This is a genomic window from Roseobacter sp. GAI101, assembly GCF_000156335.1.
GTDB lineage: Bacteria > Pseudomonadota > Alphaproteobacteria > Rhodobacterales > Rhodobacteraceae > Sulfitobacter.
The window spans coordinates 3,433,168-3,452,783 of sequence record NZ_DS999213.1 but is presented as its reverse complement, the minus strand read 5'-3'; the positions used below and the strand labels follow the sequence as shown (position 1 = coordinate 3,452,783).

23 protein-coding genes and 1 pseudogene are annotated in these 19,616 nt (G+C 58.9%); 12 read left to right on the top strand and 12 right to left on the bottom strand.

Annotated features, from left to right (window positions below):
* The first annotated feature begins 89 nt into the window (after positions 1-89).
* Positions 90-1,802 carry a bifunctional sulfate adenylyltransferase/adenylylsulfate kinase gene (locus RGAI101_RS16350; protein ID WP_008226266.1) on the top strand — a complete coding sequence of 571 codons (1,713 nt, stop codon included), beginning with the start codon at positions 90-92 and terminating at the stop codon, positions 1,800-1,802.
* A 42-nt stretch (positions 1,803-1,844) separates the two neighbouring features.
* Here the strand turns inward: RGAI101_RS16350 and RGAI101_RS16345 are convergent, their stop codons facing one another.
* The 3 genes from RGAI101_RS16345 to RGAI101_RS16335 all read right to left on the bottom strand — a co-directional run bounded on the left by RGAI101_RS16345 (position 1,845) and on the right by RGAI101_RS16335 (position 3,445).
* Complete coding sequence (locus RGAI101_RS16345; RefSeq protein ID WP_008225922.1) at positions 1,845-2,705, bottom strand: glycosyltransferase family 10 domain-containing protein; 861 nt, start codon at positions 2,703-2,705, stop codon at positions 1,845-1,847.
* 103 nt (positions 2,706-2,808) lie between these two features.
* Positions 2,809-3,027 (bottom strand): DUF1150 family protein, encoded by a 219-nt coding sequence (locus RGAI101_RS16340; RefSeq protein ID WP_008226841.1) that lies wholly within the window; start codon positions 3,025-3,027, stop codon positions 2,809-2,811.
* 1 nt (position 3,028) lies between these two features.
* Complete coding sequence (locus RGAI101_RS16335) at positions 3,029-3,445, bottom strand: Hsp20 family protein (RefSeq protein WP_037228562.1); 417 nt, start codon at positions 3,443-3,445, stop codon at positions 3,029-3,031.
* A gap of 164 nt (positions 3,446-3,609) precedes the next feature.
* Between RGAI101_RS16335 and RGAI101_RS16330 the strand changes: the two genes are divergently transcribed.
* The 3 genes from RGAI101_RS16330 (at position 3,610) to RGAI101_RS16320 (ending at position 5,465) form a co-directional block, all read left to right on the top strand.
* Positions 3,610-3,834 (top strand): YdcH family protein, encoded by a 225-nt coding sequence (locus RGAI101_RS16330; protein ID WP_008225733.1) that lies wholly within the window; start codon positions 3,610-3,612, stop codon positions 3,832-3,834.
* An 82-nt stretch (positions 3,835-3,916) separates the two neighbouring features.
* Positions 3,917-4,405, top strand: a complete 489-nt coding sequence (purE, locus tag RGAI101_RS16325; protein WP_157044690.1) for a 5-(carboxyamino)imidazole ribonucleotide mutase — start codon at positions 3,917-3,919, stop codon at positions 4,403-4,405.
* Positions 4,398-5,465 carry a 5-(carboxyamino)imidazole ribonucleotide synthase gene (locus RGAI101_RS16320; RefSeq protein ID WP_008225099.1) on the top strand — a complete coding sequence of 356 codons (1,068 nt, stop codon included), beginning with the start codon at positions 4,398-4,400 and terminating at the stop codon, positions 5,463-5,465. The genes purE and RGAI101_RS16320 overlap by 8 nt, the downstream gene beginning before the upstream one ends.
* Here the strand turns inward: RGAI101_RS16320 and RGAI101_RS16315 are convergent.
* Entirely contained in the window at positions 5,455-6,597 is a 1,143-nt protein-coding gene (locus tag RGAI101_RS16315) for an alpha-D-ribose 1-methylphosphonate 5-triphosphate diphosphatase (RefSeq protein WP_008225135.1), read from the bottom strand. The genes RGAI101_RS16320 and RGAI101_RS16315 overlap by 11 nt on opposite strands.
* Positions 6,584-7,393 carry an esterase/lipase family protein gene (locus RGAI101_RS16310; RefSeq protein WP_008226037.1) on the bottom strand — a complete coding sequence of 270 codons (810 nt, stop codon included), beginning with the start codon at positions 7,391-7,393 and terminating at the stop codon, positions 6,584-6,586. Before RGAI101_RS16310 ends, RGAI101_RS16315 begins: the two co-directional genes overlap by 14 nt.
* A 71-nt stretch (positions 7,394-7,464) precedes the next feature.
* Here RGAI101_RS16310 and RGAI101_RS16305 point away from each other — a divergent pair, with 71 nt between their 5' ends.
* Positions 7,465-7,917, top strand: a complete 453-nt coding sequence (locus tag RGAI101_RS16305) for an NUDIX domain-containing protein (RefSeq protein ID WP_037228559.1) — start codon at positions 7,465-7,467, stop codon at positions 7,915-7,917.
* Here the strand turns inward: RGAI101_RS16305 and RGAI101_RS16300 are convergent.
* From RGAI101_RS16300 to RGAI101_RS16285, 4 genes and pseudogenes are all read right to left on the bottom strand, one after another.
* Positions 7,883-8,731, bottom strand: coding sequence for a DMT family transporter (locus RGAI101_RS16300; protein WP_008228184.1), 849 nt, complete (start codon positions 8,729-8,731; stop codon positions 7,883-7,885). The genes RGAI101_RS16305 and RGAI101_RS16300 overlap by 35 nt on opposite strands.
* A 110-nt stretch (positions 8,732-8,841) precedes the next feature.
* On the bottom strand, positions 8,842-10,491 hold the full coding sequence (gene groL, locus RGAI101_RS16295; protein WP_008227428.1) for a chaperonin GroEL: 1,650 nt from the start codon (positions 10,489-10,491) through the stop codon (positions 8,842-8,844).
* Positions 10,492-10,562: 71 nt separating this feature from the next.
* A pseudogene (locus RGAI101_RS16290) lies at positions 10,563-10,849 on the bottom strand (co-chaperone GroES).
* 175 nt (positions 10,850-11,024) lie between these two features.
* Positions 11,025-11,705, bottom strand: a complete 681-nt coding sequence (locus RGAI101_RS16285) for a DUF2161 domain-containing phosphodiesterase (RefSeq protein ID WP_008226228.1) — start codon at positions 11,703-11,705, stop codon at positions 11,025-11,027.
* A gap of 131 nt (positions 11,706-11,836) precedes the next feature.
* Here RGAI101_RS16285 and RGAI101_RS16280 point away from each other — a divergent pair, with 131 nt between their 5' ends.
* Positions 11,837-12,757, top strand: coding sequence for a manganese-dependent inorganic pyrophosphatase (locus RGAI101_RS16280; protein ID WP_008227118.1), 921 nt, complete (start codon positions 11,837-11,839; stop codon positions 12,755-12,757).
* Between the two features lie 95 nt (positions 12,758-12,852).
* Here the strand turns inward: RGAI101_RS16280 and RGAI101_RS16275 are convergent, their stop codons facing one another.
* Positions 12,853-13,419 (bottom strand): carboxymuconolactone decarboxylase family protein, encoded by a 567-nt coding sequence (locus tag RGAI101_RS16275; protein WP_008225909.1) that lies wholly within the window; start codon positions 13,417-13,419, stop codon positions 12,853-12,855.
* Between the two features lie 102 nt (positions 13,420-13,521).
* Here RGAI101_RS16275 and RGAI101_RS16270 point away from each other — a divergent pair, with 102 nt between their 5' ends.
* The 6 genes from RGAI101_RS16270 to RGAI101_RS16245 all read left to right on the top strand — a co-directional run bounded on the left by RGAI101_RS16270 (position 13,522) and on the right by RGAI101_RS16245 (position 18,167).
* Positions 13,522-14,094: a TetR/AcrR family transcriptional regulator gene (locus RGAI101_RS16270; protein WP_008227069.1), complete on the top strand. Its 573-nt coding sequence runs from the start codon at positions 13,522-13,524 to the stop codon at positions 14,092-14,094.
* Positions 14,095-14,213: 119 nt separating this feature from the next.
* Positions 14,214-15,086, top strand: a complete 873-nt coding sequence (locus RGAI101_RS16265; protein WP_037229726.1) for a TIGR01459 family HAD-type hydrolase — start codon at positions 14,214-14,216, stop codon at positions 15,084-15,086.
* A 91-nt stretch (positions 15,087-15,177) separates the two neighbouring features.
* Positions 15,178-15,621 (top strand): MaoC family dehydratase, encoded by a 444-nt coding sequence (locus RGAI101_RS16260; protein WP_008229038.1) that lies wholly within the window; start codon positions 15,178-15,180, stop codon positions 15,619-15,621.
* 109 nt (positions 15,622-15,730) lie between these two features.
* Entirely contained in the window at positions 15,731-16,663 is a 933-nt protein-coding gene (locus RGAI101_RS16255; protein WP_008228469.1) for a bifunctional riboflavin kinase/FAD synthetase, read from the top strand.
* Positions 16,660-17,130 (top strand): YcgN family cysteine cluster protein, encoded by a 471-nt coding sequence (locus RGAI101_RS16250; protein WP_037228557.1) that lies wholly within the window; start codon positions 16,660-16,662, stop codon positions 17,128-17,130. Before RGAI101_RS16255 ends, RGAI101_RS16250 begins: the two co-directional genes overlap by 4 nt.
* The gene (locus RGAI101_RS16245; RefSeq protein WP_008228230.1) at positions 17,130-18,167 is read left to right on the top strand and encodes a threonine aldolase family protein; all 1,038 of its coding nucleotides are present in this window, start codon (positions 17,130-17,132) and stop codon (positions 18,165-18,167) included. Before RGAI101_RS16250 ends, RGAI101_RS16245 begins: the two co-directional genes overlap by 1 nt.
* Before the next feature lie 4 nt (positions 18,168-18,171).
* Here RGAI101_RS16245 and RGAI101_RS16240 read toward each other — a convergent pair whose 3' ends face one another.
* Positions 18,172-18,960: an alpha/beta fold hydrolase gene (locus RGAI101_RS16240; RefSeq protein ID WP_008225079.1), complete on the bottom strand. Its 789-nt coding sequence runs from the start codon at positions 18,958-18,960 to the stop codon at positions 18,172-18,174.
* A complete protein-coding gene (locus RGAI101_RS16235; protein WP_008226239.1) occupies positions 18,957-19,553 on the bottom strand; it encodes a 2-hydroxychromene-2-carboxylate isomerase in 597 nt (198 codons plus the stop codon). The genes RGAI101_RS16240 and RGAI101_RS16235 overlap by 4 nt, the downstream gene beginning before the upstream one ends.
* Positions 19,554-19,616: the final 63 nt, after the last annotated feature.

The following is a 19,616-nucleotide window of genomic DNA, read 5'->3' as shown; positions in this document are numbered from 1 at the left end:
AAACAGGTCGCAAGACTTGATTAGCGGAGCGGGGCGGGTTTATGACCCGCCTCAACTGTTCATTGACCCTAATTAATTGCGAGAATCTCATGCAGACGTCCAACCTTGCCCCGATCCCCGAACTTTATGTGTCTTACGATTCGGCCCAGAAACTGAAGGTTGAGGCTGGCAATTTGGTCAGCCATGATCTGACACCCCGCCAGATTTGCGATCTCGAATTGCTGATGAACGGCGGCTTCAATCCTCTCAAGGGGTTTCTGACCGAAGAAGACTACAACAGCGTCGTGGAAAACATGCGTCTGGCAGATGGATCGCTGTGGCCGATGCCAATCAACCTGGATGTGTCCGATAAGTTCGCCGAAGGTCTGGAGATTGGCCAGGACATCGCGCTGCGCGACCAGGAAGGCGTGATCCTTGCGATCATGACCGTCACCGACCGCTGGACGCCCAACAAGGCGAATGAAGCGGAAAAAGTATTCGGTGCCGATGACAGCGCCCACCCTGCCGTGAACTACCTGCACAACACTGCTGGCAACGTCTATCTGGGCGGTCCGGTCACGGGCATCCAGCAGCCTGTTCACTATGACTTCAAGGCGCGTCGTGACACGCCCAACGAATTGCGCACCTATTTCCGCAAGATGGGCTGGCGCAAGGTTGTCGCGTTCCAGACCCGTAACCCGCTGCACCGCGCGCATCAGGAACTGACGTTCCGCGCCGCCCGCGAAGCGCAGGCCAACCTGCTGATCCATCCTGTCGTTGGCCTGACCAAGCCCGGCGATGTCGACCACTTTACCCGCGTGCGCTGCTACGAGGCCGTGCTGAACAAATACCCCGCCGCGACCACGTCGATGAGCCTGCTGAACCTTGCCATGCGCATGGCCGGCCCCCGCGAGGCGGTCTGGCACGGTCTGATCCGCAAGAACCACGGCTGCACGCATTTCATCGTGGGTCGCGATCACGCGGGCCCCGGTAACAACTCCAAAGGCGAAGATTTCTACGGCCCCTATGATGCGCAGGACCTGTTCCGCGAACATCAGGAAGAAATGAGCATCGAGATGGTCGACTTCAAACACATGGTCTGGGTCGCAGAGCGTGCCCAGTACGAAGCCATGGACGAAATCAAGGACAAAGAAGACGTCACCATCCTGAACATCTCGGGCACCGAACTGCGCCGCCGCCTGCAAGAAGGTCTGGAAATTCCGGAATGGTTCTCCTTTCCAGAGGTTGTGGCAGAACTGCGCCGCACCAAGCCGCCGCGTAACAAACAAGGCTTTACCGTGTTCTTCACCGGCTTCTCCGGCTCGGGGAAATCCACCATCGCCAATGCCTTGATGGTCAAGCTGATGGAAATGGGCGGCCGCCCCGTGACCTTGCTGGATGGCGACATCGTGCGCAAAAACCTGTCGTCCGAACTGGGTTTCAGCAAGGAACACCGCGACCTCAACATCCGCCGCATCGGTTATGTGGCAAGTGAAATCACCAAGAACGGCGGCATCGCGATCTGTGCACCGATCGCGCCCTATGCCACCACCCGCCGCGCCGTGCGCGAAGACGTCGAAGACTTCGGTGCCTTTGTGGAAATTCACGTCGCGACCTCGATCGAGGAATGCGAACGCCGGGATCGCAAAGGCCTGTACAAGCTGGCCCGCGAAGGAAAGATCAAGGAATTCACAGGGATTTCAGACCCCTATGACGTTCCGGAAAACCCCGAACTCAGCGTCGAGACAGAGAATGTTGATGTCGACAACTGCGCGCATCAGGTACTGCTCAAGCTGGAAAGCATGGGCCTGATCAAAGCGTGATCACAGCCTGAAGACGACTGAAACTGACAGAAAAGCCAGCCCTCACAGGCTGGCTTTTAACGTTTCAGCCGCCCGCCTTTCCAGATCGACAAAGCCCGCGGCCTGCGGTTTCGCCGCGCGCAGGGCCGGGATCAAGGTGTCGTATTGCGCGACAGATGCGCCCGCGATGGCGCGCTGCACATCTTCTTCGGTCTGGCACAGGATCATCCCGCCGGTATCGATAAAGTCGCCTATATTCGGGCAGCCCCAATAGATCGGCACGGTTTCGCACAGCACCGCATCCACCAGCTTTTCACTGAAGTAATTCTGTTCGCGCACATTCTCGATCACGATCGAGAACCGGTAAGGGGCCAAGCCGTCGCTTTTGTCGTCGAAGGGCGCATAGCCGCGCCCCAGCACGGTAACGTCTGCGCCAGACGCCTGAACATGTTCGACCAGACGGTGGCGCAGCTGATGTCCGATGTGATCCCGCTTGGCCGAGGCGATCAGCGACATGTGCTGCGTCTTGCTGACGTCCAGCCCCTGATAGTCTGGCACCCAGGTGGTGCCATAGGGCAGGAACAACCCGTTGGGAATCCTGTCCAACAGCTGCTGGTGATAGCTCATCACCCGAAAAAACCTCCGATATGTCAGCCGCAGCCAGCGCAGATGCCGCGCGTGGATAATTGACGGTTCAACCACCATGGCGGTGACACGGGCGCGCGTTCCAAGATCGGGCAGGAAATGCATGTTGGTCTTGGGGTAGATGATCAGATGGTCATCGCAGGTGAGGTCGGCCACACCCCCCTGCCCCAGCCGGTCCGGCCGCCCCAACGGCCAGATCAGATCATCAAGAGGCCGCGCCGCCAGTGCCTTGCCCAGCTTGCTGCCATACGGCAGGACGGCAATTGCGGGATCAGACATGCGGGCACCTTTTCTTGTTCACCAAGGGTCTAGCGCCGACCCTTTCAATAGAAAAGGCCGCACTCTCGCGCGGCCTTCCAAAATCAAACAAGCATGAGTGGGTTTAGTGCGCCATCACAGGCGCATAGTCATGATCCCGCGCCAAGCTGAACGCCAGCTTGCGGTCACCCACCAGCGCCAACTGCTGCCCTTCGGCATCGTGAACCGCATAAAGCTGTTCCAGCCCTTCGGCCTGATCACGCACTTCGCGGGGCAGATCAGAGACAGCGATCATCTTCACGTAAACCGTCCGGTCCTGAATATGAGTATCTTCGTTATGCATCTTATTCCCCTTTTCTGATTTTAATCGTCTGCACTACTTTTTCCGGCTTGGCGCGGGTCAGGTCCACATGCAGCAGACCGTTTTCCATCAAGGCTTCGCCCACTTCGACACCATCCGCCAAGACAAAGGACCGTTGGAACTGGCGCGCCGCAATCCCGCGGTGCAGAAAAATCCGCCCGTCCTGACCTTCGGCCTGCCTGCCGCGAATCACAAGCTGGCGATCTTCCACCGTAATCGCGAGGTCTTCTTCGGCGAAGCCCGCAACCGCAAGTGTGATCAGATAGCTGTAATCCGACGTCTGTTCGATGTTGAACGGCGGATAACCTTCGTTACCGGCCTTCGCGCTGCGTTCCAGCACTTGCTCTAGTTGCTCGAATCCCAACATATGGGGATAAGAAGCCAGCGTTAATTTCGTCATAAGACACGTCCTTTAAACCAAGCGACAGTCAATCGTGTTGGCCCCAGTATTGGCGACCTCTGTGTCAAATATGGGGAGCAGTCGTGTCAGACGCAAGGGCTATGCCAACGAAAGGCTAACGCTTATGTTAACAGTCCTAAGTAGCGAAAGAATCAGCAAGCCTTATGAACGCCCCCTCTGACCTGTCGATGAAAAACGATGACGTGTTGCGCGTGGAGCTTGAAGTATTCCGCCGCGAACACCGTGATCTTGACGAAGCAATCCATGCGCTGGCGGAAAAAGGCACCGGTGATCAACTGACCCTGCAGCGCTGGAAAAAGCGTAAATTGCGGTTGAAAGACCTGATTGCCCAGATCGAAGATCGTCTGACCCCTGATATTACCGCCTAAGTGCCGCAACCGCGGATTGCCACCCCATCCATGATGGCTATAGTGCGCGCTTTAAACGCGATCTTACAAAGGCTTCCCCTCAATGGAAAATCCCCCCGTCGGCATTATTATGGGTTCCCAATCTGACTGGAGCACCATGCGCGAGGCAGCAACCCTGCTGGATGAACTGGGCATCGCCTACGAGGCCAAGATCGTGTCCGCCCACCGCACACCCGACCGGCTGTGGGACTATGGCAAGACGGCCGTGGATCGCGGCTTGCAGGTGATCATTGCCGGTGCCGGCGGGGCCGCGCATCTGCCCGGCATGATGGCGTCCAAGACCCGCGTGCCGGTGATCGGCGTGCCGGTCCAGACCAAGGCGCTGTCAGGGGTCGATTCGCTTTATTCCATTTTGCAAATGCCCCGCGGCTTTCCCGTTGCGACCATGGCAATCGGCGCGGCGGGTGCCGCCAACGCTGCCTTGATGGCGGCGGGTATTCTGGCCCTGCAAGACGCTGCCCTTGCAAAACGTCTGGACGACTGGCGCGCCGCACTGAGCGCCTCCATCCCGCAGGAGCCTTCTGATGACTGATCCACTTCCCACCGGGGCCATCATCGGTATTCTGGGCGGCGGCCAGTTGGGGCGCATGCTGTCGGTCGCCGCGGCACGCCTTGGCTTTCGCACCCATATCTTTGAACCCGGTGCAAACCCGCCCGCCGCAGATGTTGCCCACGCGGTGACCACCGCAGCCTATGACGATGTGGCGGCGCTAACCGCCTTTGCCAAAGCCGTCGATATCGTCACGTTCGAATTCGAGAACATCCCCACCGATGCGCTGGATGTGATCGAAGCCATCACGCCGATCCACCCAAACCGCGAGGCGCTGCGCACCAGCCAGGACCGCCTGACCGAAAAAACCTTTCTTGAGGGGTTGGGCCTGAACGTCGCCCCCTTTGCCGACATCGCCAATGCCGCCGATCTTAAGGCGGCGATGCAGACCATCGGGGCCCCCTCTATCCTGAAGACCCGCCGTTTCGGCTATGATGGCAAGGGACAGTCCCGCCTGCGCAGTGTCGATGATGCGGCGACGGCCTGGGCCGATATGGCCGGCAGCCCTGCCGTGCTGGAAGGCTTTGTTGATTTCTCGATCGAGGTTTCCGTGATTGCCGCGCGCAGTGCGTCGGGCGATGTAGCGTGTTTCGATCCCGGCGAAAATGTGCACCGCGACGGGATTTTGCACACAACCACCGTCCCTGCCCGCCTCAGCGCAGCGCAGCGCACCGATGCCGTGTTGCTGGCCGCCAAGATATTGAACGCGCTGGACTATGTCGGTGTGCTCGGGGTCGAGCTTTTCGTGACGCCGCAAGGTTTTATCGTCAATGAAATCGCGCCGCGCGTGCACAACTCGGGCCATTGGACGCAAAACGGCTGTACAGTCGACCAGTTCGAACAGCACATCCGGGCGATCACCGGCTGGCCCTTGGGCGACGGCAGCCGTTATGCGGATGTGGTTATGGAAAACCTGATCGGCGACGATATGGACCGTGTTCCGGCGCTGGCCAAACAGCGTGACACGGCCTTGCATCTTTATGGCAAGGCGGACGTCAAGGCGGGCCGCAAGATGGGCCACGTCAATATCATCAAGCGGTAAAGCGCAGCGCAATATCGCCTGACATATAGCTGACGCGCCCGCCTGCCATCGTCATGGCGACGCGGCGCGTCTTTGCATCCAGAACCACCAGATCGGCACGCATGTCGGGCAACAAATCGCCGCGATCGGCAAGCCCCAGAACGGCGGCAGGCCCTGCTGACACCAGCCGCCATGCATCGGCCAGCGGCAAAACCCCGCTGTCGGCCAGCATGAATGCCGCACGCCGTGGCGACGGATAGTGGTAATCCGACGCCAAGGCCGCACCGACCCCCATCATGATCAGATCGACCGCTGAAACATTCCCGTTATGCGACCCGCCCCGAACCACGTTCGGCGATCCCAGCACAACGAGATCACCGGCCGCCGTTGCAGCCTCGGCAGCCGCGAGCGTTTCGGGGAATTCCGCGACCATCACGCCGCGCGCGCGCCATGCTGCACGCCCGTCGGCCGTTGTGTCATCATGGCTGCCCATCTGTACGCCTTGCGCCGCGAGGGTCGCACAAAGCGCGTCCAGGGCCGCAGGCACATCAGCACTTTGACCATGCAGCTCCTGCATCAGTTTCAAATGCGCATCCGGATTACGCCCCGCCTTTAACGCTTGGGCTACCATACGTTTCGGCACGCGCCCTTCAGCCAGCCGCGCGTGGGGGAGATGGTCGTTGAATACGATATACGACAGCCCCCAATCTGCCAGCAGACCGGGGATTTGCTCGTGCAGATCAAGCATGTGTGTCTCGAAACGCAATTGCCCGCGCAGGTCGGTCACCAATCCGGGGGCCGTGGCGCGCATCGCTTCAAACACCTGTTTCGCAAATTCTGGCCCGCGCAAACCGCCTTCCCAACTGACGAATTGCGCCAGCACGGCGGTGGTGATGCCGTTGGCGGCCAATTCAGCCTCGGCAGCGACCAACCCTTCCGAGAGCGTCTTCATCGCGCCGCGACGCGGGGCCAGATGACGTTCGAACCCGTCGCCATGCACATCGACAATGCCCGGCAGGATCATGTAACCGCCCAGATCGACCGCGCGTTTTTGCGGCGCGTCGACGATCATACCCTCGGCAATGGACAGCGCGCGCCGGTCCAGCCCGCCTTGGCCCAAGACCTGCGCACCGGTTAAATCAAGGCTTAGCATTGTCATCCTCCGCACCCGGCAGGCAATCCCCCGTGGGGCAGCCGATGGAATCAAGAACGGCGTCCACAAAGGTCAACGAACGGTCAAACTTTCCAGTGTTCAGATAGGCCATGGTCTGGGCGATCACCGTGGGGTTCAGCATCATGAAAGTATGGGTCACAGGCAGCATCAAGAAGTCACGCATGCCCTTCACCCTTGTCGATTTCACCGAAACCTTGCCATCGTCACGTCCCGGCAAAAGAGAAGAGAAATAAGGATTCAGCGACTGCGTGCCTGCAATCACACCAAGATCGAAGGTCACCGGCGGCAGCTTGCGCGGCAACGAATCCGCCCCTGTCCCCATCTGCGCACCCGCAGGGCCGTTCAGCCAGTCGAACCCGGGGAAATCCCCCAAGGCATCGACCACCTCGCTGCCTTGATTTGGGGGTGCCAACATCACGACACGGCCGACGCGGGCATCCCCCTCTTCGGCCACCCATTGGCGCAAGAGGATGCCGCCCATGGAATGGGTCACGAAGTCGACCTTGTCTGTCCCGCAGGCTGCGACGGCGTCGGGCAGGGTTTGGCGGGTCAATGCCTCGACCGGAGCCTCTGTCGAGGGGTAACCGGGGCGGACGATTTTATAGCCCTCGGTCTCGAGCGCTGCCTCCATCACCGCAAAGGATGTTTCGGTGCGCGCCAACCCGTGCAACAGCACCACGCAGCGCCCGACGCCTGCATTTTCCAGGGTCGGTTGCGCGGTCGCCTGGCCTGAGATGGCCAACAGGAAGATCAGCGGGGCAAATCGTGTTTTCATGAACGATCAGATAGACTGAAATCCCGTGGTGTGAAATGGTTTGGCGATATCTGGAATGGAAAGTTTCGCAAATGGCCCCAAACAGCCCAAGACTGGCGGTGCGCGCGGTGATCCTGCACCAAGACCGCCTGCTGTTGGTGAATGCCTATCCTGACGGGCAAAGCGATCTGATGTGCGCGCCCGGCGGCGGGGTCGAACTTGGCGCATCCCTGCATGACAACCTGATGCGCGAAGTGTTCGAGGAAACAGGATTGCGGGTCGATGTCGGCCTGCCCTGTCTGGTGAATGAATTTCATGATCCCGACCGCGGGTTTCATCAGGTGGATGTGTATTTTCACTGCCGGATCATCGGGTCGCCCCTGATCGACGCGGACTGGCAGGATGTCGACCGGGTCGTCACCGACCGCCGCTGGGTCACCCGCGATCAGATGGCAGGTTTGCGGGTCAAGCCGGATACGCTGATTGATGTGGCATTTGGCGGTGCGGGTATCACCTATGACCCGCTCGAGTTGATCTTGCGCTGACGGCCAAGCCGATCCCGCCCAGAACCAGCACCGTGGCAAGGATGACCTTGGGACTTAACGGCTCTGACAGCAGGGCCGCGCCGGCAAGGATGGCGATAACGGGCACCGATAGCTGCACCACCGCCGCCGTTGATTGCGCCAGTCTGGGCAAGACCGCATACCACAAGGCATAGCCTAGCCCCGATGTGATCCCGCCGCAGATGGCCCCCAACACCAGGCCCGTTGCCGTGATCTGCGTGGTCTGGACCAGCAGCAGACACGCCACAATTGGCACGCAGATCAGAAAATTCCCCGCCGTATTGGCCAAGGGGTCAGCCGATCCCTTGCCGATGATCGTATAGGCCGCCCAGCCCAAACCGGCGACCACCATCAGCGCTGCGCCTGCCGGGTTCACCTGTGTCTGTGCGCCGGGCCAAAGCACCAGGGCCAGACCGGCAAAGGCAAGGCTGGCACCGGTGATCTGGCGGAGTGTCGGCGGGCTGCCAAAGACCGCGCCATAAGCGAACATCGCAATTTGCACGACCCCGAACAGGATCAGCGCGCCCAGCCCTGCATCCAAGGTCAGATAGGCCAGTGAAAAGCCGATAATATAGAGCGCCAAGGTAACCGCCCCCAAGGCACGTTGACGATGCAGCAGGTTCAACGCCCCGCCGCGCACCCAAAGAAGAACGGTCAGGACGGCGGCCCCCGCCCCGACCCGCACAAGGGCAAAGCCGGTCGGATCAATATGGCCACCGATGATGGCAAAGCGCGTCAGCAGTGAATTCGCGGCAAAGGCGATCATCACGAGGGCGGTCAGAAGGAAAATTCGCATGGGTTTATCTAGGCCACTGCAACGGTGCGCGCCAATGGAAAAGGGGCGCATCTGGATAAGATGCGCCCCCAAGTGTTTCAGCGAAGGGTTCGAAAACCCTACGGCGTGATTTACATCATGCCGCCCATGCCGCCCATGCCACCCATATCGGGCATGCCGCCGCCTGCACCGCCGTCTTTCGACGGACGATCGGCAACCATGGCTTCGGTGGTGATCAGCAGACCGGCGATGGATGCCGCGTCCTGCAGAGCAGTACGAACAACTTTCGCAGGGTCGATCACGCCGAACTTGAACATATCGCCATATTCTTCGGTCTGCGCGTTAAAGCCGAATGTCAGGTCGCTGCTTTCGCGGATTTTGCCCGCAACAACAGAACCGTCCACGCCGGCGTTTTCAGCGATCTGACGCAGCGGTGCTTCCAGTGCCTTGCGCACGATGGAGATACCGACGTTCTGATCGTTGTTCATGCCAGTCATACCGTCGAGCGATTTTGCTGCCTGAATAAGGGCAACACCACCACCAACAACGATACCTTCCTGAACCGCAGCGCGTGTCGCGTTCAGGGCGTCGTCGACGCGGTCCTTACGCTCTTTCACTTCGATTTCGGTCATGCCGCCAACGCGGATCACAGCAACACCGCCAGCCAGTTTGGCAACGCGCTCTTGCAGCTTTTCACGGTCGTAGTCGGATGTGGTTTCTTCGATCTGGTTACGGATCTGTGCAACACGTGCTTCGATCTCGGCCTTTTCGCCAGCGCCATCAACGATTGTTGTTTCGTCTTTGGTGATGGTTACTTTCTTGGCGGAACCCAGCATGTCCATTGTAACGGACTCAAGCTTCATGCCCAGATCTTCGGAGATCACTTGACCACCGGTCAGGATTGCAAGGTCCTGCAACATGGCTTTGCGGCGATCGCCGAAACCAGGTGCCTTGACCGCTGCGATTTTCAGACCGCCGCGCAGTTTGTTCACGACGAGTGTTGCAAGCGCTTCGCCTTCAACATCTTCCGAGATGATCAACAGTGGCTTTTGCGACTGGATGACCTGCTCGAGCAGGGGAACCATTGGCTGCAGCGACGAAAGTTTCTTTTCGTGCAGCAGGATGATCACGTCTTCCAGTTCTACAGTCATCTTGTCGGAGTTGGTGACAAAATAGGGCGACAGGTAGCCGCGGTCGAACTGCATGCCTTCGACAACATCTGTCTCTGTTTCCAGACCTTTGTTTTCTTCGACGGTGATAACACCTTCGTTGCCGACTTTCTGCATCGCGTCCGCGATCTGGCGACCGATTTCAGCTTCGCCGTTGGCAGAGATCGTACCGACCTGAGCAACTTCGTCGCTGTCTGTCACGTCACGTGCTGCGGCACGGATGGCTTCGACAACCTTGTGCGTGGCCATATCGATGCCGCGCTTCAGATCCATCGGGTTCATGCCGGCAGCAACAGATTTCATGCCTTCTTTGACGATGGCCTGGGCCAGAACAGTCGCGGTTGTTGTACCGTCGCCTGCTTCGTCATTGGTCCGGGAAGCAACTTCCTTGACCATCTGTGCGCCCATGTTTTCGAACTTGTCTTCCAGTTCGATTTCTTTCGCTACCGAAACACCGTCCTTGGTGATGCGCGGTGCGCCGAAAGATTTGTCCAGAACCACGTTACGGCCTTTCGGGCCCAGCGTGACTTTGACCGCGTCGGCAAGGATGTTCACACCCTTGAGCATGCGGTTGCGGGCGTCGGTCCCGAATTTTACGTCTTTAGCAGACATAGTGTCTTCTCCTAAATTCTTGTGTTGATGTCAGCGTGTCATGTAGGCGCAAGGCCCGGATCGTCCTGAATTCAGGAGATGATCCCCATGATGTCGCTTTCCTTCATCATCAGCAGCTCTTCGCCATCAAGCGTGACTTCCGTGCCGGACCATTTGCCGAACAGGATTTTGTCACCGGGCTTTACAGCCATCTCGATCAGCTCACCGCTGTCTTTGCGTGCGCCTTCGCCACATGCAACGACTTCACCCTCGGAGGGCTTTTCTTTCGCGGAATCAGGGATGATCAAGCCACCCTTGGTTTTTTCTTCGCTTTCGTGCGACGCACCAACACGCGGTCGTGAAGCGGTTTCAATGCCATCTTTCAGCTCTTAAGCTCAAAGTTATTCTTCCAAGCCACGCTCCCCAGCCCCGGGGATGCAGCCGTTAGCACTCAACAGGTTCGAGTGCTAACGATCTGTAGCTAAGGATGTCATCTGCCCTAGTCAACCAGTGTCATGTGAAAAACTTTAAGGGTACCGATCTGACGGCCAATATCAGCCGGACCCAAGGACGCGTGCGCTGGTTTCGACCGCCTGCGCGCCCTCCTGTGTCAGCCCGTATACGCCTTTTTCAACTTTTTCAAACCACCCATAATGGTTATGTCGCATCATGACCGTCGCCCGCTTCACGTCCGTCTCGCGGGCGACGTCGGCCCCTTTGCTGGCACCGGCCTCGAACAGATACATGGCAAGTTTCAGCGCGTCCTGACGGTAGGCCGTCACCAGCCCCGCCCGCGTCTGCCCGCCATCATTGGGGTCCCCCTGACGACGTGCGAATTCCCGCAACAAGGATGTCTTGCGCTTGGCGTTCTTGCGCGGGGCGTAAGGGCCGGGATCGCAATGCACCGCCACCAGTCCATCCTTGATCCGCACAGTCATCAGCCCCAGCCCAAGCCGCCGCGCCAAAACGGTATTCGCCTTGACCGCCTTGTAAAACGGTTTGCCCGGCTTGTGGGCCACCGCAAGATACACGTCATCGCTGACTTTCAGCCGTTCGATACACTGGTGGAACAACGCCAGTGAAAATCCCAGCTTCAACTCTACCACCACGGGCGGCTCCGTCCCGCGGATCGCCACCACATCGGCGGCACCGACTTCCGACTTCACGACATAGCCCTGATCCTCGAGAAAGGATTTGACGGGTTGGTAAAGATCGGTTTCGCGCGGGTTGGTCATGACCCCTTGCTAGCAGCATTTCATTGGCGCTGAGAACCCCCAAGACATCTGCGATGCTCAAGGTGGTGACAAGTGCCGCACCGCGCCCTATAAGGCGCGCAAATCAACACTCCCTTTGCAGGATACCGCATATGACAACGCTTGTTTTTGGCCATAAATCCCCCGACACCGATAGCACCGGCAGCCCGATCATCTGGGCCTGGTACCTGAACCAGATTGCAGGCGTCGATGCCGCCCCTGCCCTGCTGGGTGAACCCAACACCGAAGCGCTGTTCATGCTGGACCACTGGAAGCTGGACAAACCGCAGATCATCTCTGATGTCGAAGAGGATCAGCCCGTTGTGATCGTCGACACCAACAACCCGGCAGAACTGCCCGACAACATCAACAACGCCGACATCAAGGCGATCATCGACCACCACAAACTGGTCGGCGGCCTTGAAACCAAAGGCCCGATCCACATCGTCATGGAGCCATTGGCCTGCACCGCCACAATCATGTACAAGATGATCGGCGACGACATGGCGCAGATGCCAGAGAACATCAAAGGCGCGATGCTGACCTGCATCCTGTCCGACACGCTGGAATTCCGCAGCCCGACCACGACGCAGGAAGACATGGCGATCGCACATGCGCTGGCCAAGGATCTGGGCATCGACATTCCGGATTATGCCGCAAAAATGTTCGCCGCGAAATCCGACGTGTCGTCGTTCTCGGAAGCTGAATTGCTGCGCATGGACAGCAAGGAATACGAAGTCGGCGGCAAGCAGTTCCGCGTGTCGGTTCTGGAAACCACATCGCCTGCAACCGTGCTGGACCGGAAGGATGCGTTGATGGCCGCGATGCCCGGCGTCGCGACGGAAGACGGTGCAGACCAGGTTCTGCTGTTCGTGGTCGACATCCTGAATGAAGAAGCAACGATGCTGATCCCCAACGAACTGACCAAATCGGTTGCCGAAAAAAGCTTTGGCGCGACAGTCACCGGTGACACCGTCGTGCTGCCCGGCGTGATGAGTCGCAAAAAACAGATCATCCCGAACCTCAAGGTCTGATCACGCCAGACTTTCAGAAGGCTTAGAACACAAAAGGCCCCCTTTCAAAAAAGGGGGCCTTTTTTTCATTTTGGCGCACCACGAGGGTGCATCGATCAGACCTTCAAATGTGTATCGCTCCGTTCCCAGGCAAGGGGTTTGAACACCTCGTCAACGGGTGTCTGCGCGACGTGATTGACGTAATTTGACATGGTTTTCTGCGCCATTCCCAGAATGACATCCAGCACAGCACGGTGGCCGTATCCTGCATCAAAGAAGGCCTGCATCTGCGCGTCTGTCACGTTGCCACGGTTGCGCACCATCTGCACCGTAAAGCTGCGCAGCGCCTCGAGCTTGGGTGTAGGCAGCGCTGTTTCATTGCGCAGCGCCTCGGAGATTTCCTCAGACACCTTCATCATCTTGGCGATGCCCGTATGTGCGGGAACGCAGTAATGGCATTCGTTCTCCACATTGATGGCCTGCCAAACGACTGTCAGTTCTTCTGCATTGAAATCGGTCTCTGTGAAAAGCTTGTGAAGCACCTGATACGCTTCATAGGCCTGCGGGCTTTCGGCCAGAACCTTGTGCAGTCCGGGCAGACGGCCAAACGCCTTTTGCGATTTCTCTAAAAGCGGCTTTGACGCTTCAGGTGCGGAATCAAGATCATGGGAAGGGAAAGTCATGTCGGGAGCATCCTTTAAAATATGTCAGTTACCATTCTTTAGGCTTTATTGAGCGATCACTCAAGTATATAAATGAGCGACTGCTCAAGATCAGAGGACCCCATGCCGCGCAAACCGAACTATGACCGAAACGAATTGATCGACCGCGCCCGCGACCTGTTTTGGCAGCGCGGTTGGGCCGGCACGTCCTTGAAGGATCTCGAAGCCGCCTTGCAGATGAAACCCGGCAGTTTCTATGCGGCCTTCGGATCAAAGGATGCCTTGTTCGAACTTGCCCTGAAGAAATATGCATCAGACGGGCTAGAGCGTCTGATTGCGCTGGCACAGGAGCACGGCCCGATCAAGGCGCTCCAACGCTTTCCGGCCATGGCGATCCGGAACAAATCTGCCCCCGCCAAGGCCTGCATGCTTTCCAAGACCCTGCTTGAGCTTCAGGCACATCGTCACCCCTTGGCCCACGAGGCGAACTTGCATCTTTTGCGCATGGAACAGCAGTTTGCCGAGCTGTTCCAGCAGGCACAATCGGACGGCGCGATTGACGGCAGCCATGATCCGCGCACGCTCGCGCGCAGATACCAGTCCGATGTCTTGGGCTTGCGGGTTTCAGCGGAACGGGACGGCGTCGACGCCAATGCCATAGCTGCGGAAATCGCCGAAGGGCTGACGCGGCTGTGACGCAAAGTCAGGTCCAGCACCTGCATTTCGCACCTTGATCAAAAGAACAGCGCGCGTTGTTGCCCCGCCTTGGGATGTATGCTTTCTGCACATGAACCCCTTGCCGATTGGACCGCATCATGACCCAGATCATCAACAACCTGTTTGAAGTTTCAGACCGCTACGAGGCGTTGTTCGTCGATCTTTGGGGCTGCGTGCATGACGGCGTCAAGGCGTTGCCCGACGCGGTCACGGCCCTGCAAGTCTACCGCAAGGGCGGCGGCAAGGTCGTGCTGGTTACCAATTCCCCCCGCCCCCGCGCAGGCGTGGTCAAGCAACTGGCGCATTTCGGTGTGCCGGATGACGCATGGGACGACATTGCGACCTCGGGTGATTCGGCACGCGCGGCCATGTACCGGGGCACCGTTGGCAGCAATGTCTGGCACTTGGGTCCGCCCAGCGACAAAAGCTTTTTTGACCCCATCGACATTCTGGAAAACCCGGTCGACATCACTCGCGTCGCGCTGGAGGATGCCGAAGGGATCGTCTGCACCGGCCCCTTTGATGCGACGGCTGATCCAAGTGTTCTGCGCCCGCAACTGTTGATGGCCAAGCAAATGGGGCTGAAGCTGCTGTGCGCGAACCCTGACATCGTGGTGGACCGTGGCGACAAACGGGAATGGTGTGCGGGGGCCGTGGCCGCGCTCTATACCGAGATGGGCGGCGAGAGCCTTTATTTCGGCAAGCCGCATCCGCCGATCTATGATCTGGCGCGGCGCAGGCTTTTTGCATTGGGCGTGGACGTGGCCGACCGCGATATTCTGGCCATCGGTGACGGTGCCCAAACCGACGTCAAAGGGGCGATGGGCGAGGATATTGATTCGCTCTTTATCTCTGGCGGGCTGGCAGCCGCAGAAACCGACACCAAGACTCAACCGGATTCAGAGGCGCTAACCCGTTATCTGGAAAAGGAAATGTCCTCTCCGACCTATACGATAGGGCACCTTCGCTGACCCACTTTTAGCTTGCGTTTCTGCACCTGCAAAGTAATTAAGTGTCTCAAATGCCTTCGGGCACGTCATATAATTACTCGAAGGGTGTAGCATGTTGGATAACCTTCCGCGCGGAACGATCTGTATCGAAGACATCGAAATGGGCATGTCCCGCCATCTGCAAAAGGTTGTGACGGACGAAGACATCGAGATGTTCGCGCAGATTTCAACAGACCGGAATCCGGTGCATCTGGATGACGACTATGCCCGCGACACAATTTTCGAAGGGCGTATTGCGCATGGCATGCTGACCGCCGGCCTGATCTCGGCCGTGATCGGAGAGCAACTGCCCGGGCATGGAACGGTCTACATGGGGCAGTCGCTCAAGTTTCTGGCCCCGGTGCGCCCCGGCGATCTGGTTTATGCCGAGGTCAAGGTGACCTACATCGATTTCACCAAGCGCCGTGTGAAGCTGGACTGCCATTGCGCCGTTGATGGGAAGAAAGTCCTGATCGGCGAAGCAACGGTTCTGGCTCCTTCGCGCAAATTCGACTGAACCCTCGGGCAAGGCTGGGGGCCAGCCCCCAGACCCCCGGGATATTTAACAGCCAGAGAAGCATGTCGGCTGCTTGTCAGCAGGGTCAGACAGGGCTACGACCTAGCCCATGGAAATCATACGTGACTATCAGTTTGTAGCAGAGTCCGATCGGGGTGCATCCGCAGCGATCGGCAACTTTGACGGTGTGCATTTGGGGCATCGGTCGGTCATCGACCTTGCCCGTGCAGCCCTGCCCGAAGCGCCCTTGGGCGTCGTGACGTTCGAGCCGCACCCGCGTGCGTTTTTTGCGCCGAACGCGGCACCGTTTCGGCTTATGGGGCCGGAAGCCCGCGCACATCAGCTGGAAAAGATCGGTGTTGATAAGCTTTATGAGGTGAAGTTCGACGCCGCGCTGGCAGGTCTGAGCCCCTATGATTTTGCCAAGAACGTGTTGGTCGAGGGCTTGGGGTTACGGCATGTCGTGGTCGGTGCCGATTTCTGCTTTGGCAAGAACCGGGCCGGAACCGCGGCACAAATGGTGGAATTCGGTGCGCAATTGGGCTTTGGCGTGACAGTTGCACCGCTGATGGCACAGGGTGAAAGCACCGTGTCGTCTACGGCCATTCGGGCCGCGTTAACCAATGGCAAGCCACGCGAGGCAGCCGCCATGCTGGGTCACTGGCATCGCCTTGAAGGGCCTGTCCTGCATGGGGAAAAGCGCGGGCGCGAGCTGGGCTACCCCACGGCAAATATGTCGATTGATGGTCTGCATCCCCCTGCCTTTGGCGTCTATGCCGTGTTGGTGGACGTGCTGGAAGGGCCGCAGGCCGGACGCTACCACGGAGTCGCCAGCCTTGGCGTGCGGCCGATGTTCGGTGAAAACAAAGCCAACCTCGAGACATTTATCTTTGATTTCAAAGGTGATCTTTATGGCAAGCATATTTCGGTCGCCCTGATTGAGCATTTGCGGGGCGAGGAGAAATTCGATGGGATTGACACATTGATCACCCAGATGGATGCCGACAGTGCGCAGGCCCGCGCCATTCTGGCCGCGCTATGACCGATCCGATTGCTCCCAGGGGATTGGCAGAGCGGTTCTGGGAAAAGAAGCCGCTGAACAAGATGTCGCCCGCAGAATGGGAAGCGCTGTGTGACGGCTGTGGTAAATGTTGTCTGAACAAGCTGGAAGACGAGGACACACAGGAGGTCGCCCTGACCCGTGTCGCCTGCCGGTTGCTTGACGATTCCACCTGCCGCTGCACACATTATGAAAACCGCCACCAGTTCGTGCCCGACTGCATCGTTCTGAAACCCGAGAATCTGGATACCCACGCCTATTGGATGCCGCTGACCTGCGCATACCGGCTGTTGTGGCAGGGCAAACCGCTTTACGACTGGCATCCGTTGATCTCTGGCGATCCCGAAACCGTCCATACCGCCGGGATATCGGTGCAATATGACACCGTATCGGAATTCGACACCCCGTTCGAAGAATGGGAAGACCACATCATTGAGGAGCCCACCTGATGTTTTTTGCCTCTGACAATGCAGGCCCAGTTCATCCGCAAATCATGGCACGGCTGGCGCAGGCCAACGAAGGCCATGCCATGCCTTACGGCAAGGACGCGATCATGGACGAGGTGCGCGATGCCATCCGCACGGCGTTCGAGGCACCCGAGGCAGCGGTTTATCTGGTGGCCACCGGCACGGCGGCCAATGCGCTGGCGCTGGCCTGCTACACGCAGCCCTGGCAGACGATTTTCTGTTCGACCACCGCGCATATCAACGAAGACGAGTGTAACGCACCTGAATTTTACGCCGGTGCGGCCAAGCTGACGGCGCTTGAGACAGATGATAAGATGTCGCCCGACGCGTTGCGCCGCGCGATTGAAAAGCAGGCCGATGGGAATGTGCATGGCGCACAGCGCGGACCGGTGTCGATCACCCAGGTGACCGAACGCGGGTCCGTTCATACGCTGGACGAAATCCGCGCGCTGACTGCCGTGGCCAAGGATTACGGCCTGCCGGTGCATCTGGACGGTGCGCGTTTTGCCAATGCGATGGTCGCATTAGGCTGCACCCCGGCCGAGATGACGTGGAAAGCAGGCGTTGACGTTGTCAGCTTTGGCGGCACCAAGAACGGTTGCATGGGGGTCGAGGCGGTCGTGTTCTTTGACCCGGCCAAGGCATGGGAATTCGAATTGCGGCGCAAGCGCGGGGCGCATCTGTTCTCCAAACACCGCTATCTGTCAGCACAGATGGCCGGATATATGCAGGATGACCTGTACAAGGTGATGGCGCAGCAAGCCAATGACAACGCCGCGCATCTGGCCCAAGGGCTGCGTGCGGCGGGGGCGACGTTTCTGCATCAGCCCGACGCCAACATGATCTTCGCCAGCTGGCCGCGCCGCATCCACCAAAAGCTGCACGAGGCAGGCGCGAAATATTACATCTGGAACGGGTCGCTTGAGGGCGATGATCCCGAAGAATATCTTGGCGCGCGTCTGGTCTGTGACTGGTCGATCGGCAAGCCTGCGATCGACCAGTTTCTGTCGCATTTCTAAACGATTAGCAGGCCGCCAGAAACGCACGCACTTCGTTTGCGACTTCGGTCGGGTGAGTCAGCGGGGCCATGTGCCCTGCCCCCGCGATGGCGCGGCGGGTGACGTTGGGCAGACGTTTTTCCAACGACCTGCTGATCACATCCGCAATATCGCCCGAGGTTGCCCCGTCCATCAACAAAACCGGCATCGCGGCACGGGCAAAGCGGCCCGGTTCCAGCAATCCGGCGCTGTCTTCGCGCAGGAACGGTTGGCTGGCGGGGACGAAATGGATGCGGTCGGCCATATAGTGGCGCAGCTTTTCGGGCGTCTTTTCCCAACCGCTGCCATCACCCCAACCGACGTTAAAGACCCGCGCGGCCTCCATCATGTCACCACTGGCGTAGGCGGCGTTGAAGGCCGTGTTGTTGCCCATGTCGGATGACGCGCCCTTTGGGTCATCGACCATAGCGGCGGCGAAATAGACCGGTTCGACCATGGTCAGGCTGCGCACAAGTTCGGGGCTTTCGATTGCCAGACGCAGCCCGACGGTCGCGCCGAAGGAATGGCCGATGATGTCCATCGGTTCGGTCAGCAGCGCGAGGGCCATGTCGGTGGCCACATCATGCACATTGCCCTGCCCGTCCCAATCACCAGATTTTCCGTGCGACGGAAGGTCATAGGCAAGCAGGGTCAGATCATCGCCAAGCGCTTCGCCGATCCCGCGCCACGCACCTGAATGGGCAAGCGTGCAATGGATCGCCAAGGCTTGGCGCGGGCCATGGCCAAATTTCCGCGTAAACGTCTTTAGCGTCACAGGCGGCCCGCCAGATGCAAGTCGAGATCTTCCAAACGGTCCTGTCCCCAGAACTTCTGCCCATCATCCAGAATATAGAACGGCGCGCCAAAGACACCGCGTTCGACCGCCTCTTCGAGGTTGCGGGCAAAAGTGTCGGCCCCTTGCAGCAGGCCCTTGTCGGCGATCGCAGGATCAAAGCCAGCCTTGACCAGACAGTCCCGGACCACGTCATCCTGGGCAATGTCGCGATCTTCGGCCCAGACAGCATGCATGATCAGCTGGCACAGCTTGCCCACGTCGCCGCCGGTCGCCTGCGCCGCGATAATCGCATACGATGAAGGTGCGCCATTGGTGGGCCAGAAGGCCGGTTGCAGCTTGAACGGCATGCCCAGTTTCTTGGCCTGACGGGCCAGTTCCATCGCGCGGTATTCCTGCCGGCTGGGATGCCGATCCTTAGGGGGCTGTCCTCCCGTCCGGCCAAACCCAGAGATCAGATCAAACGGCTTATAGGTGATCGTGGCACCATGTTTGGCTGCGATTTCCTCAAGCCGGTTGCCAGCAAGATACGCATAAGGCGACAAGGTCGCAAAAAAATAGTCGATATGGGCCATTTGGCGCTCCGATCCTCCGTGTGCAGCTTTGCCCGACCGTAAGGCCATGTTAAGCGGTGTCAA

Excerpts from the sequence above, each read along its gene's own strand:
- RGAI101_RS16350 (WP_008226266.1), top strand. The coding sequence starts at position 90 with ATGCAGACGTCCAACCTTGCCCCGATCCCCGAACTTTATGTGTCTTAC.
- RGAI101_RS16345 (WP_008225922.1), bottom strand. The coding sequence starts at position 2,705 with ATGTCTGATCCCGCAATTGCCGTCCTGCCGTATGGCAGCAAGCTGGGC.
- RGAI101_RS16340 (WP_008226841.1), bottom strand. The coding sequence starts at position 3,027 with ATGCATAACGAAGATACTCATATTCAGGACCGGACGGTTTACGTGAAG.
- RGAI101_RS16335 (WP_037228562.1), bottom strand. The coding sequence starts at position 3,445 with ATGACGAAATTAACGCTGGCTTCTTATCCCCATATGTTGGGATTCGAG.
- RGAI101_RS16330 (WP_008225733.1), top strand. The coding sequence starts at position 3,610 with ATGAACGCCCCCTCTGACCTGTCGATGAAAAACGATGACGTGTTGCGC.
- purE (WP_157044690.1), top strand. The coding sequence starts at position 3,917 with ATGGAAAATCCCCCCGTCGGCATTATTATGGGTTCCCAATCTGACTGG.
- RGAI101_RS16320 (WP_008225099.1), top strand. The coding sequence starts at position 4,398 with ATGACTGATCCACTTCCCACCGGGGCCATCATCGGTATTCTGGGCGGC.
- RGAI101_RS16315 (WP_008225135.1), bottom strand. The coding sequence starts at position 6,597 with ATGCTAAGCCTTGATTTAACCGGTGCGCAGGTCTTGGGCCAAGGCGGG.
- RGAI101_RS16310 (WP_008226037.1), bottom strand. The coding sequence starts at position 7,393 with ATGAAAACACGATTTGCCCCGCTGATCTTCCTGTTGGCCATCTCAGGC.
- RGAI101_RS16305 (WP_037228559.1), top strand. The coding sequence starts at position 7,465 with ATGGCCCCAAACAGCCCAAGACTGGCGGTGCGCGCGGTGATCCTGCAC.
- RGAI101_RS16300 (WP_008228184.1), bottom strand. The coding sequence starts at position 8,731 with ATGCGAATTTTCCTTCTGACCGCCCTCGTGATGATCGCCTTTGCCGCG.
- groL (WP_008227428.1), bottom strand. The coding sequence starts at position 10,491 with ATGTCTGCTAAAGACGTAAAATTCGGGACCGACGCCCGCAACCGCATG.
- RGAI101_RS16285 (WP_008226228.1), bottom strand. The coding sequence starts at position 11,705 with ATGACCAACCCGCGCGAAACCGATCTTTACCAACCCGTCAAATCCTTT.
- RGAI101_RS16280 (WP_008227118.1), top strand. The coding sequence starts at position 11,837 with ATGACAACGCTTGTTTTTGGCCATAAATCCCCCGACACCGATAGCACC.
- RGAI101_RS16275 (WP_008225909.1), bottom strand. The coding sequence starts at position 13,419 with ATGACTTTCCCTTCCCATGATCTTGATTCCGCACCTGAAGCGTCAAAG.
- RGAI101_RS16270 (WP_008227069.1), top strand. The coding sequence starts at position 13,522 with ATGCCGCGCAAACCGAACTATGACCGAAACGAATTGATCGACCGCGCC.
- RGAI101_RS16265 (WP_037229726.1), top strand. The coding sequence starts at position 14,214 with ATGACCCAGATCATCAACAACCTGTTTGAAGTTTCAGACCGCTACGAG.
- RGAI101_RS16260 (WP_008229038.1), top strand. The coding sequence starts at position 15,178 with ATGTTGGATAACCTTCCGCGCGGAACGATCTGTATCGAAGACATCGAA.
- RGAI101_RS16255 (WP_008228469.1), top strand. The coding sequence starts at position 15,731 with ATGGAAATCATACGTGACTATCAGTTTGTAGCAGAGTCCGATCGGGGT.
- RGAI101_RS16250 (WP_037228557.1), top strand. The coding sequence starts at position 16,660 with ATGACCGATCCGATTGCTCCCAGGGGATTGGCAGAGCGGTTCTGGGAA.
- RGAI101_RS16245 (WP_008228230.1), top strand. The coding sequence starts at position 17,130 with ATGTTTTTTGCCTCTGACAATGCAGGCCCAGTTCATCCGCAAATCATG.
- RGAI101_RS16235 (WP_008226239.1), bottom strand. The coding sequence starts at position 19,553 with ATGGCCCATATCGACTATTTTTTTGCGACCTTGTCGCCTTATGCGTAT.